This is a genomic window from Cellvibrio sp. KY-GH-1 (assembly GCF_008806975.1).
Lineage (GTDB): Bacteria > Pseudomonadota > Gammaproteobacteria > Pseudomonadales > Cellvibrionaceae > Cellvibrio.
Map to the genome: position 1 here is coordinate 3,948,888 of NZ_CP031728.1, position 12,903 is coordinate 3,961,790.

The window sequence follows — 12,903 nt, forward strand, 5'->3', positions numbered from 1 at the left end:
CAGCTTACCGAGCCTTTATCCCGCTGGTTATTATTGACTTAACTTTATGATTTAGATTACTTTTTTATACTTATCCACAGAAATTTTGCTCACTATATATAACAACATCATTAAAAACCCTAAATAACAAAATATTTATTCATCTATTTAAAAAATTCTCCTTTGTTGTAACGCGAGCACTTTTTTTGAATAAGTTTGTTATTTGAGTCTGAGTAGCATAGGGGGATTAGTTGTTGAGACCCTTGTAGACAGGGCTTGTCGACGACAAGCCCCTATGGATGGATTCACGGCGTGTCTCAGTAACTAATTACCTAATTCGATTGCGCGGAAAAAAAATCTATTGATTAATCCCTGTACAAGTTTTGTGCAAATGCGCGAGTCGCTCTATAATGTCGCCCCTTTTGACCCACAGGTCATTTTTCGGCTATGTACGCAGCCAAGCTGCAAGGTGTAAGCGATGATTTTCCCGGATCGTTTTGATGTGATTGTGATTGGTGGTGGCCACGCTGGAACCGAGGCCTGTTTGGCCGCGGCGCGTATGGGATGTAAAACACTCCTGCTCTCCCACAACATAGAAACCTTGGGGCAAATGTCCTGTAACCCGGCCATCGGCGGTATTGGTAAAAGCCATCTGGTGAAAGAAATTGATGCTCTGGGCGGCGCTATGGCCCTGGCCACCGACAAAGGTGGAATCCAATTTCGGGTATTAAATGCCCGCAAAGGCCCGGCAGTGCGCGCCACCCGCGCCCAGGCCGACCGCATCCTCTACAAAGCGGCAATTCGCGAAACCCTGGAAAATCAGCAAAATCTGTGGATCTTCCAACAGGCGGCCGATGATCTGATTGTGGAAAACGATCAGGTGCGCGGTGTAATTACGCAGATGGGCCTGAAATTTATGGCGAACCAGGTGGTGCTCACTGCGGGTACCTTTCTGGGTGGCTTAATTCATATAGGTTTACAAAATTACTCCGGCGGTCGCGCGGGTGATCCGCCATCCATTGCACTTTCAAAACGCCTGCGCGAATTGCCGCTGCGTGTTGATCGTTTGAAAACCGGAACTCCACCCCGGATCGATGCTCGTACGGTTAACTTTAATGTACTGGAAAAACAATGGGGCGATGACCCGCGCCCGGTGATGTCGGTACGCGGCAACCGCGCGATGCAACCGCGCCAGATTTGCTGTTACATCACCCATACCAATGAGAAAACTCATGATGTAATTCGTCGCAACCTCGATCGGTCGCCAATGTACTCAGGTGTGATCGAAGGTATTGGCCCGCGCTACTGTCCATCCATCGAAGATAAAATTCACCGCTTCGCGGATAAAGACTCGCACCAGATTTTTATCGAGCCCGAAGGTCTGACTACCCACGAACTTTACCCGAATGGCATTTCCACCAGTTTGCCATTTGATGTGCAGTTGGAAATTGTGCGTTCCATGAAAGGATTTGAAAACGCGCATATCCTGCGTCCCGGTTACGCGATCGAATACGATTTTTTCAATCCGCAGGATTTGCAACACAGTTTGGAAACTAAAGTAATCGGTGGATTATTTTTTGCCGGTCAAATCAATGGCACTACCGGTTACGAGGAAGCCGGCGCGCAAGGTATGCTCGCGGGAATTAACGCCGCTCTGCGCGCACAAGATAAAGCAGCTTGGTGTCCGACCCGTGACCAAGCCTATTTGGGCGTATTGGTCGATGATTTGATTACGCTCGGCACTAAAGAACCCTACCGTATGTTTACCAGTCGCGCAGAGTATCGCTTGCTGTTGCGCGAAGACAACGCCGATTTACGTTTGACGGAAAAAGGCCGTGAATTGGGTTTGATTAGCGATGAGCAATGGAAAATATTTTGCGACAAGCGGGAGCAAATCGAATTAGAACAACAGCGTCTACGCTCCACCTGGATTCAAGCGGGTTCTGCTGAGGCAGATGTTATCGAGCAGAAAATCCAGACCAAACTTGCGCGTGAATATAGTCTGATGGATTTGTTAAAACGCCCGGAATTAACCTACGCTGATATTGCCCATTTGAAAGGTGAAGCTATCGCCAATGAAGCGGCGGCAGAGCAAGTCGAGATCGAAGCAAAATATTCCGGTTATATTGAACGTCAGCAAGAAGACGTGAATCGGTTGCGTGCTTACGAAAATACCATTATTCCGGATGACTTCGATTATTCGCAGGTAGAAGGCTTGTCGAATGAAGTTAAACAAAAATTGATCGCGGCGCGCCCGCAAACATTAGCACGAGCGTCGCGTATTTCCGGAATTACACCAGCAGCGATATCACTGGTGTTGGTGTATTTGAAAAAGCGCGGTGTACTTCACCGACTAAAAGATGATGCACCGGAACAACGAGCCAGCTAATCTGCTTTTATCGATAAGCTAAAAATTTTTTCCGCTACGCGCATACTTTTTTCCGTTGCACGGATACTGTGAGTAACAAGAGTGATTGATGTAGATCTACAAGATCGTTTGCAGCAACAGTTGATAAGTGGCGCGGCTGAGATGTTCGTGTCGCTCACCGGCGAGCAAACGGAAAAATTATTGGCCTATATTCGTGAATTTGAAAAGTGGAATAAAGCCTACAATCTTTCCGCCGTGCGCGACATTCAGCAAATGGTCGCGCGCCACCTACTGGACAGTTTAAGTGTGGTCCCTTGGTTTAACGCACATAAAGACTCTACAGCAAAACAGAGTGGTGAAAAAAATTTTCCGCTAACGCGGATAATTGATGTAGGAACCGGTGGTGGTTTGCCAGGAATACCACTGGCGATTATGTTTCCTGAAAAACAATTTACCTTGTTAGATAGCAACGGTAAAAAAACCCGATTTTTATTTCACGTTAAAACCTTGCTAGGGCTAACTAATGTGACTGTAGAAAACCGCCGGGTGGAAGAATTTGCGCCGCAAGAAAAATTCGACGGAATTATCAGCCGCGCTTTTGCCAGTTTGCAAGATATGACAGAAGGTTGCGCCAACCTGATCAAACCAGATGGAATTTTCCTGGCCATGAAAGGCCTTTATCCAGAAGATGAATTGGCACCGATTAACGATAAAATTGAATTACTCGAAACCATTAAATTAGCTGTTGCAGAAACTGATGGTGAACGCCATTTGTTAATACTGCGGGCCAAACAATAAAATTTTTCAACCACGCGGTGGTTATAGGATTGTCACTTGACCAAGATCTATGCGATTGCAAATCAAAAAGGCGGTGTGGGCAAAACAACAACCTGCGTAAATCTGGCGGCATCCTTGGTCGCTACCAAAAAGCGTGTGCTGCTGGTTGATCTGGATCCGCAAGGCAACGCCACCATGGGCAGTGGTGTTAATAAAAACGAAGTGGAAGAGAGTATTTACGAAGTCCTAACCGAGCGCGCCGCCATCAAAGACTGTATCCAGGTATCGGAAAGCGGTAAGTATCACGTGCTGCCGGCAAACGGTGACCTCACTGCCGCTGAAGTGGAAATGCTCGCTCTGGATAACAAAGAACGCCGTTTGCAAAATGCGCTGAATTTAGTACGCGACAGCTACGATTATATTTTAATTGACTGCCCTCCTTCACTGAACATGCTTACCTTGAATGCGTTAACCGCCTGCGATGGAGTGATTATCGCCATGCAATGTGAGTATTACGCGTTGGAAGGTTTGTCGGCGCTGGTAAATACTATTAACCAAATTCAAAAAGTACTGAACCCGAATTTAAAAATCGAAGGTTTGCTACGCACCATGTATGATCCGCGCAACAGTTTGACGAACGATGTGTCGGCCCAGTTGCAACAACACTTCGGCGACCGTTTGTATCGCACCTGTATTCCGCGCAATGTACGTCTTGCTGAGGCCCCAAGTTTCGGGATGCCGGTATTGGCGTTTGATCGACAATCCAAAGGCGCCATCGCCTACCTGGCATTGGCCGGAGAAATTTTACGTCGCAATGAACCGAGCAATAAATCCACTGCTGAAACTGCAGCAGCCAACTAAGTAGTCGTTTTTTGAATTGAAATAAGGCCAACAAGAATGTCGAGTAAACGCAAAGGTTTGGGTAAAGGCTTGGATGCACTTTTGAGTGCTGGTTTGGGAGTGACTGCGCCAGCACCGGAAATGTCAGTAAACCCGAGCGAGGCCGATCAAAAAATTGAATACAAAGATGGCAAGTTGGCGCATTTGCCGGTGGAGTTAATCCAACGTGGCAAATATCAACCGCGCCGCGATATGCACCCTGAAGCACTGGAAGAATTGGCCGAGTCGATTAAAGTCCAGGGAGTAATGCAGCCGATTGTGGTGCGTGGCATTGGTGAAGGTCGCTATGAAATTATCGCCGGTGAACGCCGCTGGCGCGCGACCCAATTAGCTGGTCTGGATAAAATCCCTGCGGTTATTCGCGATGTTCCCGACGAAGCGGCCATCGCCATGGCGCTGATTGAAAATATCCAGCGCGAAAATTTAAATCCGATTGAAGAAGCCGTTGCCCTAAAGCGCTTACAAGACGAGTTTGAGTTAACTCACGCTGAAGTGGCGCAAGCGGTGGGCAAGTCCCGCACTACTATCACCAACTTGCTGCGTCTGATTGCGCTGAGCGATGAAGTTAAAACCCTGTTGGAACACGGCGACTTGGAAATGGGTCATGCGCGTGCGCTGTTAACCTTGGAACCGCAGCAACAAAAGGAAATCGCGCGCCAAATCGTGGCCAAAGGATTATCGGTTCGCCAAACTGAAGCCTTGGTTCGTCATTACCAGGAAAGCCAGAATCAAGAAAAAGTAAAACCGGAAGTTCAGGTTTCAGCTGATATTCGCCGTTTGCAGGACCAACTTTCTGAAACACTTGGCGCCGGCGTGGAAATCCAGCATGGTGCTAAAGGGAAGGGAAAACTGGTGATTAGCTACAATTCCCTCGACGAACTTGATGGCATCCTCGGTCATATTAAATAATTTTTCATGTTTCTTCCTACCAAGGCATCTGTTCGCTAGATGCCTTTTCTCTACATCTAGTTGTATTCACAAGACCAAACCACAAGCGGCAGTAAGGCGTTAAAAAACGCCTAAATTTACAGCAAATTTACTAGTCAGTTTTTGCGTTTGGTGTTAGCCCGATGGTTGCCGCTAGGGGGCTTAATCTCTATAATGCGCCACATTTGAGCGTACTGAGCATAAGAATGTTACCAATGGTAATAAGCTGCCTTTTGTGACAGAATGCCGCCGCAAAAAATTGGGGGTCTCAAGCACATGTCTCGTTATCTCAAGGGGCGTGGTTTAGCTCTCCGAACAGTAGCCGCCCAGTTGGTATTGACCCTGGTTGCCGCCGCTACTGGTCTGGCGATCAGCTATCCGATCGCAGTTTCAATATTCATCGGTGGAATTATTGGTGTGACAGCCAACTTATGGCTGGCGCTGGTGGTGTTTCGTCCCCAATTGGGCGCACCGCCCCAAAAAATGCTCGCGGCTTTTTACACTGGCGAGCTTGGAAAATTTGTAATCACAGCCTTGATGTTTTTGTTGGCCTTTAAGCTGATTGGGTTTCTCAAAGAAGCCGCTTACGCCGCAACCATGATCCTGGCTTATGTGATGATTCAGGTACTTGCCTGGATTTACCCGCTGGTGCGTCGCCACTAGTTATCTGCCCATTTACAGGGTTTAGAGATAACCGCAACCCGGCCGGAAGCTTTTTCAACTTTAATTTTGGAACTTAACGATGTCAGCCGCCGAGCATGAAGCAATAACATCCTCCGAGTATATTAAACACCACCTTACTAACCTTACTTACGGCCAATTTCCCGACGGTACTTGGGGGTTTGCGCATGATTCAGCGGAAGCAGCGCAAATGGGTTTCTGGGCTTTCCATGTGGATACCTTGGGCTGGTCAGTAGTTCTGGCAACGGTGTTTTTCCTGATTTTCCGCAGCGTCGCTAAGAAAGTGACCAGTGATGTTCCAACGGGTATGCAAAATGCCGTTGAAGCAGCAGTAGAGTTTGTCGAAGGCAACGTGAGAAGCATGTTCCCCTACAAAAACTCTATGATCGCGCCTATGGCCCTGACTGTTTTTGTGTGGGTATTCTTCATGAACGCGATGGACTTGATTGCCATCGACCTGTTACCGGAAATCGCCAAACTGGTTGGCGTTTCCCTCGGCGCTGACCCTCACGCGGTATTCTTCAAAGTCGTACCTTCTACCGATCCAAACATCACCCTGGGTATGGCGTTCTGTGTATTTATTTTGATCCTTTGGTTCAGCATTACCCAAAAAGGCCTGTTGGGCTTCCTCAAAGAATTGACTCTGCACCCATTCAGCAGCAGCAACCCAATTGTGCAAACCTTGTTTATTCCGGTAAACCTGATTCTTGAATTGCCCGGTTTGATTGCCAAGCCGGTATCTCTCGGCCTGCGTCTCTTCGGGAACCTCTACGCCGGCGAAATTATCTTTATCCTGGTGGCCATCCTCTACGGTGCAGGCATTGTGTTTGCCGGTGTTGCTGGTGTGATCCAGGTGATCTGGGCGTTGTTCCACATCCTGATTATTTTCTTGCAAGCACTGATCTTCATGTCGCTGACCATTGTGTACATGAGCATGGCTTATCAGACGGATGAGCAGCACTAAGCGCTTATCCAACCCGTTTTGTAATTTGTTCTTTGTAATTTGTTTTATTTTTTTCATTTATCAACTTAGTAGGAGAAAACACTGTGACTGAAGCTCAAGCTTTGATTTATCTGGCAGGTGCACTGGTAATTGGTCTGGGCGCTGTAGGCGCTGCGATTGGTGTAGGTATTCTTGGTGGCAAGTTCCTGGAAGGCGGCGCTCGTCAACCAGAACTGATCCCGATGCTGCGTACTCAATTCTTCGTTGTTATGGGTCTGGTTGACGCGGTACCAATGATCGGTGTTGGTATCGGTATGTACATCCTGTTCGCAACTGGCGCTTAATTTTTTTAGCGGTCTTGTTGCGATTTACATCCCTTTAACAAAAGGCATTTAATCGTGAATCTTAATGCAACTCTTATCGGTCAGATGGTGGCGTTTGTCATCTTCATTTATCTGACACATCGCTTTGTATGGCCACCCATTGTTGCGGCAATGGCTGAGCGTACCAAGCGTATAGCTGATGGTCTTCAGGCTGCCGATAAAGCTGAAAAAGATCTCGAACTGGCTAAGCAAAAAGTGGTTGAGCAACTGACTTCTGCCAAGAAAGAAGCTGCTGCAATCATCGATCAAGCTAACAAACGCGCTATCGAAATTGTTGAAGAAGCAAAAGAGAAAGCACGTGTTGAGGCGGATCGTGTGAAAGCCTCTGCCCAAGCAGAAATTGATCAGGCAACTGCCCGCGCGCGTGAAGAATTACGTGCGAAAGTAGTTACCCTGGCATTGGCGGGCGCAGAAAAGATTCTGGAATCTTCTATCGATCAAAACGCTCACAACGAGTTGGTTAACAAACTCGCTGCGCAGCTGTAAGAGAGGTAGATATGGCTGAACTCACTACCCTGGCTAGACCCTATGCCAAAGCAGCATTCGAGTTCGCCCTGGCTGCTAACAAATTGCAGTCATGGTTTGAAGCTCTGGAAGTTTCAGCCGCCGTTGCCGAACAAGATCAGGTGAAAAAAGCGTTAAGCACATCTGGTTTGTCGGCACAGCAGAAAGCTTCCGTGTTTGTGCAGGTTTGTGGTGAACAACTGGATGAGAGTCAACAGAATTTCATTCACACCCTTGCAAGCAACAAACGTTTGGCACTTCTTCCCTATGTGAAAGAGCTGTTTGCCAAGCTGAAAGCACAGCAAGAAAAAACTATTGATGTCGAGGTAACCGCGGCCTTTGAGTTGCCGGTTGACTTGATTAACAAATTGGCTCAGGCCCTGAGCGCCAAACTGGATCGTAAAGTCAGTGTGCAAGGTTCGGTAGATAAGAACCTGTTAGGTGGTGTTGTTATCTCCACTGGCGATATGGTTATCGACGGTTCAGTCCGTGGTCGCTTGGCGAAGCTCGCCGAAGCAATGAAATCCTAATTTTAGGGTTGAGGAACAGAGCATGCAGCAACTGAATCCTTCTGAAATCAGTGAAATCATCAAGCAGCGCATCGCTGGCCTTGAGTTTTCCACAGAAGCACAAAACGAAGGTACTGTAGTTTCCGTAACCGACGGTATTATTCGTATTCACGGTCTCGCCGATGTTATGTACGGTGAGATGATTGAATTTGAAGGCGGTATCTACGGTATGGCACTGAACCTGGAGCGCGACTCCGTTGGTGCTGTAATCCTGGGTGATTACCGCGGTGTGGCCGAAGGCCAAAAATGTAAGTGTACTGGCCGCATTCTTGAAGTGCCTGTTGGTCCGGAATTGCTCGGTCGCGTTGTTGACGCCCTGGGTAACCCAATCGACGGTAAAGGTCCACTGAACACCAAAATGACCGACGCCGTAGAAAAAATTGCGCCGGGCGTAATTTGGCGTAAGTCGGTAGACCAACCAGTACAAATCGGTTTGAAAGCAATCGATGCGATGGTTCCTATCGGCCGTGGCCAGCGCGAGCTGATCATCGGTGACCGTCAAATCGGTAAAACCGCTATCGCTGTGGATGCCATTATCAACCAAAAAGGTTCTGGCATTAAGTGTATTTATGTAGCGATTGGCCAGAAAGCATCTTCTGTTGCTAGCGTTGTGCGCAAACTGGAAGAAAACGGTGCTATGGATCACACCATTGTGATCGCAGCGACTGCGTCTGATCCTGCATCTATGCAATTCCTGGCAGCATTCACCGGTTGTACCATGGGTGAATACTTCCGCGATCGCGGTCAAGATGCCCTGATCATTTATGACGACCTGACCAAGCAAGCGTGGGCATACCGTCAAATCTCCCTGTTGCTGCGTCGTCCACCAGGCCGCGAAGCATATCCAGGGGACGTATTCTATCTGCACTCTCGCCTGCTCGAGCGCGCGTCTCGCGTCAGCGAAGACTACGTAGAAAAATTCACCAAGGGTGAAGTAACTGGCAAAACCGGTTCCCTGACCGCACTGCCAATTATTGAAACCCAGGCGGGTGACGTTTCTGCGTTCGTTCCAACCAACGTGATCTCTATTACCGACGGACAGATCTTCCTTGAATCGTCCATGTTCAACGCCGGTATTCGCCCGTCAATGAACGCCGGTATTTCGGTATCGCGTGTAGGTGGTGCTGCGCAGACCAAAGTTATCAAGAAACTCTCCGGTGGTATCCGTACCGCATTGGCGCAATACCGTGAGTTGGCGGCTTTCTCCCAGTTCGCATCCGATCTGGACGAAGCAACCAAATCGCAATTGGAACACGGTCAACGTGTTACCGAGCTGATGAAGCAAAAACAATTTGCTCCATTGAGCGTTGCGCAAATGGCATTGGTACTGTTCGCTGCGAACGAAGGTCACCTGAAAGATATCGAAGTTGCCAAAGTATTGGACTTCGAAGCTGCCCTGCTCTCTTTTGCCAAATCTGAATACGCTGACACCATGGCGCACATCGATGCGACCGGTGACTGGAACGGCGAATTGGAAGGCAAGTTCAAAGAGCTGGTGACCAAGCTGAAAGCGAGCCGCACCTGGTAATCCGGCGATCGCTGCCACTGCGCAGCGATCTCTAACCTTTTAGGCTGAAAAGCCTTAACCGGGGTTCGAGAGAATGGCAAGCACAAAAGAAATTCGGACGCAGATATCGAGCGTCAAAAGCACGCAGAAAATTACCAGCGCGATGGAAATGGTCGCCGCGAGTAAAATGCGTCGTGCGCAAGATCGCATGCAACTGGGCAAGCCTTACGCCAGTCGCATTCGCGAGGTAATCGGGCATCTGGCCAACTCCAGCCCCGAGTACAAACACCGTTTTATGAAAGAGCGTGACGTCAAACGCGTTGGTTACATTCTGGTATCGAGTGATCGCGGCCTGTGTGGTGGCTTGAACGTGAACATGTTCAAAACTGCACTGCGCGATATGAAAAGCTGGAATGACAAAAACATCGCGATTGATTTGTGTCTGGTAGGTGCCAAAGCTGGTCAATTTTTCAAAAGCTTTGGCGGTAATGTAGTTGCTTCTACTCGCGATATCGGCGAAGCCCCGCAAGTGGCTGACCTGATTGGCAGTGTGAAGGTAATGTTGGATTCGTTTGAAGCCGGCACTATCGACAAACTGTTCCTGGTAAGCAACGACTTCGTCAACACCATGACCCAGTCACCTAAAGTTCGCCAATTGCTGCCGCTGGTGGCCGAAGAAAATACCAAGTTGAAACATCACTGGGATTATATCTACGAGCCGGATGCGGAGTTCCTGTTGAAAGGGTTGCTGACTCGCTTTATCGAATCACAAGTCTATCAAGCGGTAGTTGAAAACGCGGCCTGTGAGCAGGCAGCACGTATGATTGCGATGAAAAATGCAACTGACAACGCCGGTGAATTGATTGATAGCTTGAAGCTGATTTACAACAAAGCGCGTCAAGCGGCAATTACCCAGGAACTGTCTGAAATTGTAGGTGGTGCGGCAGCGGTTCAATAAGCTGCCTTGTACCCTGAATAAGCAGGCTAACGATTTTTTATATTTAATCCTTCAGCCCCTTGATTGTTGATAAAGGGTTCTGAAATTTCTGGAACAAAGAGGAACCGGAAATGAGTAGCGGACGTATCGTTCAGATTATCGGCGCCGTAATCGATGTGGAATTCCCACGCGATTCAGTGCCTAAAGTGTATGACGCGCTGGTTATTACCGACGGCAACCTGACTCTCGAAGTTCAGCAGCAATTAGGCGACGGCGTAGTTCGCACTATTGCTCTGGGCTCCTCCGAAGGCCTGCGTCGCGGTTTGGTTGTAACCAACACCAATGAGCCAATCAAAGTGCCTGTTGGTACTGAAACCCTCGGCCGTATTATGGACGTTTTGGGTAATCCGATTGATGAAGCTGGCCCAATCGGTGAAAAAGAGCGTATGCAAATTCACCGCGCAGCACCAAAGTATGAAGAGTTGGCTGCTTCTGAAGAATTGCTCGAAACGGGTATCAAGGTAATCGACCTGGTTTGCCCATTCGCCAAAGGCGGTAAAGTAGGCCTGTTCGGTGGTGCTGGTGTAGGTAAAACCGTAAACATGATGGAACTCATCAACAACATCGCAAAAGAGCACAGCGGTCTGTCTGTATTCGCCGGTGTAGGTGAGCGTACTCGTGAAGGTAACGACTTCTACCACGAGATGAAAGAATCTAACGTAGTAGACAAAGTAGCGATGGTTTACGGCCAGATGAATGAGCCGCCGGGGAACCGTCTGCGCGTTGCGTTGACTGGCTTGACCATGGCTGAAAAATTCCGTGACGAAGGTAAAGACGTTCTGTTGTTCGTTGACAACATTTACCGTTACACCCTGGCCGGTACCGAAGTATCTGCACTCTTGGGTCGTATGCCTTCAGCGGTAGGTTATCAGCCAACTCTGGCGGAAGAGATGGGCGTTCTGCAAGAGCGTATTACTTCTACCAAGATCGGTTCTATTACCTCGGTACAAGCGGTTTACGTACCAGCGGACGACTTGACTGACCCGTCTCCTGCTACCACCTTTGCCCACTTGGACTCAACCGTAGTATTGAGCCGTGACATCGCCGCCAAGGGTATTTACCCGGCGATTGATCCACTGGATTCCACTTCACGTCAGTTGGATCCAATGATCATCGGTAACGATCACTACTCAGTAGCGCGCGGTGTTCAGTCAGTTCTGCAACGTTACAAAGAATTGAAAGACATCATCGCGATCCTCGGTATGGATGAATTGTCTGAAGAAGATAAGCAAACCGTAAACCGTGCCCGTAAGATCGAGCGTTTCCTGTCTCAGCCCTTCCACGTAGCGGAAGTATTCACCGGTTCTCCAGGCAAATACGTTCCATTGAAAGAAACCATTCGTGGTTTCAAAGGCTTGTTAGCTGGTGATTACGATCATCTGCCAGAACAAGCATTCTACATGGTAGGTTCAATCGACGAAGCTATCGAAAAAGCCAGCAAGCTCAAGTAATTGGGCTGGCCCCCGCGGGGGCCGCTGCTTGACTCTGGATTAACGCGAGATAACAGAGACTGAAACATGGCCATGACTCTTCAATGCGATATCGTCAGTGCTGAGCGTGAAATATTCTCCGGCCTGGTAGAGATGGTAATCACTACCGGTAGCCTGGGTGAAGTAGGTATTGCCTACGGTCACGCCCCGCTCTTGACCGGTATCAAGCCAGGTCCTGTGCGTCTGATTAAACAAGGTGGTGCTGAGGAAATTTTCTTCGTTTCCGGTGGCTATCTTGAAGTTCAGCCCTACCATGTCACCGTGCTGGCGGATACCGCTTTGCGCGCCGACGATATGGATGAAGCTGCAGCTTTGGAAGCACAGCAATTAGCGCAACAACAACTGGCAGATCAATCGAGCGAGATCGACTTCCAGCGCGCCGCCGCCCAATTGGCAGAAGCTGCTGCCCAATTGCGTACTTTGCAAGCTATCAAAAGAAAAGCTGGCAAATAAGCGGAACAACGCAGTGTTGATGTGATAAAAAAGGCGACTTTCGAGTCGCCTTTTTTTTGCGACCGTTTATAGAGAAGGAATCATGATAGCGAACACCCCTGTCCCTCCTTATTACGCGGTTATCTTTACCACCCTTAGGCGCGAAGGAGACTTTGGCTACGCTGAAATGGCGGCGAAAATATTGGATCTCGCTAAACGCCAACCTGGGTTCTTAGGGGTAGAAGCCGCACGCAATGAGCTGGGAGTTAGTGTTTCTTATTGGTCAGATTTGGACTCTATCCGCCAATGGAAAAACCAGTTCGATCATCAATTAGCGCAACAATTGGGGCGAGAGCGGTGGTACAGCGCTTATAAAACCCGTATCGCCAAAGTAGAGCGCGACTACAGTTTTGAATTCAACGATTAATAAATTCAGGGAATTTTTT

14 protein-coding genes are annotated in these 12,903 nt (G+C 48.5%); all 14 read left to right on the top strand.

Annotated elements, in window-relative coordinates; translation table 11 throughout:
* Window positions 1-457: 457 nt before the first annotated feature.
* Window positions 458-2,368 (top strand): tRNA uridine-5-carboxymethylaminomethyl(34) synthesis enzyme MnmG, encoded by a 1,911-nt coding sequence (mnmG, locus tag D0C16_RS16715; RefSeq protein WP_151033406.1) that lies wholly within the window; start codon window positions 458-460, stop codon window positions 2,366-2,368.
* Window positions 2,369-2,509: 141 nt separating this feature from the next.
* Window positions 2,510-3,145, top strand: coding sequence for a 16S rRNA (guanine(527)-N(7))-methyltransferase RsmG (rsmG, locus tag D0C16_RS16720; protein ID WP_151034977.1), 636 nt, complete (start codon window positions 2,510-2,512; stop codon window positions 3,143-3,145).
* 36 nt (window positions 3,146-3,181) lie between these two features.
* The gene (locus D0C16_RS16725) at window positions 3,182-3,985 is read left to right on the top strand and encodes a ParA family protein (protein ID WP_151033407.1); all 804 of its coding nucleotides are present in this window, start codon (window positions 3,182-3,184) and stop codon (window positions 3,983-3,985) included.
* 36 nt (window positions 3,986-4,021) lie between these two features.
* A complete protein-coding gene (locus tag D0C16_RS16730; RefSeq protein ID WP_151033408.1) occupies window positions 4,022-4,933 on the top strand; it encodes a ParB/RepB/Spo0J family partition protein in 912 nt (303 codons plus the stop codon).
* Window positions 4,934-5,194: 261 nt separating this feature from the next.
* Entirely contained in the window at window positions 5,195-5,614 is a 420-nt protein-coding gene (locus D0C16_RS16735; protein WP_151033409.1) for an ATP synthase subunit I, read from the top strand.
* A gap of 79 nt (window positions 5,615-5,693) precedes the next feature.
* The gene (gene atpB / locus D0C16_RS16740; RefSeq protein ID WP_151033410.1) at window positions 5,694-6,596 is read left to right on the top strand and encodes a F0F1 ATP synthase subunit A; all 903 of its coding nucleotides are present in this window, start codon (window positions 5,694-5,696) and stop codon (window positions 6,594-6,596) included.
* 83 nt (window positions 6,597-6,679) lie between these two features.
* On the top strand, window positions 6,680-6,919 hold the full coding sequence (atpE, locus tag D0C16_RS16745) for a F0F1 ATP synthase subunit C (protein WP_039916140.1): 240 nt from the start codon (window positions 6,680-6,682) through the stop codon (window positions 6,917-6,919).
* 54 nt (window positions 6,920-6,973) lie between these two features.
* On the top strand, window positions 6,974-7,444 hold the full coding sequence (locus D0C16_RS16750; protein ID WP_151033411.1) for a F0F1 ATP synthase subunit B: 471 nt from the start codon (window positions 6,974-6,976) through the stop codon (window positions 7,442-7,444).
* An 11-nt stretch (window positions 7,445-7,455) separates the two neighbouring features.
* Complete coding sequence (locus D0C16_RS16755; RefSeq protein WP_151033412.1) at window positions 7,456-7,992, top strand: F0F1 ATP synthase subunit delta; 537 nt, start codon at window positions 7,456-7,458, stop codon at window positions 7,990-7,992.
* Between the two features lie 22 nt (window positions 7,993-8,014).
* Window positions 8,015-9,559, top strand: a complete 1,545-nt coding sequence (gene atpA, locus D0C16_RS16760; RefSeq protein ID WP_151033413.1) for a F0F1 ATP synthase subunit alpha — start codon at window positions 8,015-8,017, stop codon at window positions 9,557-9,559.
* A 73-nt stretch (window positions 9,560-9,632) separates the two neighbouring features.
* A complete protein-coding gene (gene atpG / locus D0C16_RS16765; RefSeq protein ID WP_151033414.1) occupies window positions 9,633-10,496 on the top strand; it encodes a F0F1 ATP synthase subunit gamma in 864 nt (287 codons plus the stop codon).
* A gap of 110 nt (window positions 10,497-10,606) precedes the next feature.
* Window positions 10,607-11,986: a F0F1 ATP synthase subunit beta gene (gene atpD / locus D0C16_RS16770; RefSeq protein ID WP_151033415.1), complete on the top strand. Its 1,380-nt coding sequence runs from the start codon at window positions 10,607-10,609 to the stop codon at window positions 11,984-11,986.
* Window positions 11,987-12,052: 66 nt separating this feature from the next.
* Entirely contained in the window at window positions 12,053-12,478 is a 426-nt protein-coding gene (locus tag D0C16_RS16775) for a F0F1 ATP synthase subunit epsilon (RefSeq protein ID WP_151033416.1), read from the top strand.
* A gap of 82 nt (window positions 12,479-12,560) precedes the next feature.
* Window positions 12,561-12,884, top strand: a complete 324-nt coding sequence (locus tag D0C16_RS16780; RefSeq protein ID WP_151033417.1) for an antibiotic biosynthesis monooxygenase — start codon at window positions 12,561-12,563, stop codon at window positions 12,882-12,884.
* Window positions 12,885-12,903 lie beyond the last annotated feature (19 nt).

Bases quoted from the DNA above. Each gene is read 5' to 3' on its own strand.
- mnmG (WP_151033406.1), top strand. From the start codon at position 458: ATGATTTTCCCGGATCGTTTTGATGTGATTGTGATTGGTGGTGGCCAC.
- rsmG (WP_151034977.1), top strand. From the start codon at position 2,510: ATGTTCGTGTCGCTCACCGGCGAGCAAACGGAAAAATTATTGGCCTAT.
- D0C16_RS16730 (WP_151033408.1), top strand. From the start codon at position 4,022: ATGTCGAGTAAACGCAAAGGTTTGGGTAAAGGCTTGGATGCACTTTTG.
- D0C16_RS16735 (WP_151033409.1), top strand. From the start codon at position 5,195: ATGCCGCCGCAAAAAATTGGGGGTCTCAAGCACATGTCTCGTTATCTC.
- atpB (WP_151033410.1), top strand. From the start codon at position 5,694: ATGTCAGCCGCCGAGCATGAAGCAATAACATCCTCCGAGTATATTAAA.
- D0C16_RS16755 (WP_151033412.1), top strand. From the start codon at position 7,456: ATGGCTGAACTCACTACCCTGGCTAGACCCTATGCCAAAGCAGCATTC.
- atpA (WP_151033413.1), top strand. From the start codon at position 8,015: ATGCAGCAACTGAATCCTTCTGAAATCAGTGAAATCATCAAGCAGCGC.
- atpG (WP_151033414.1), top strand. From the start codon at position 9,633: ATGGCAAGCACAAAAGAAATTCGGACGCAGATATCGAGCGTCAAAAGC.
- atpD (WP_151033415.1), top strand. From the start codon at position 10,607: ATGAGTAGCGGACGTATCGTTCAGATTATCGGCGCCGTAATCGATGTG.
- D0C16_RS16775 (WP_151033416.1), top strand. From the start codon at position 12,053: ATGGCCATGACTCTTCAATGCGATATCGTCAGTGCTGAGCGTGAAATA.
- D0C16_RS16780 (WP_151033417.1), top strand. From the start codon at position 12,561: ATGATAGCGAACACCCCTGTCCCTCCTTATTACGCGGTTATCTTTACC.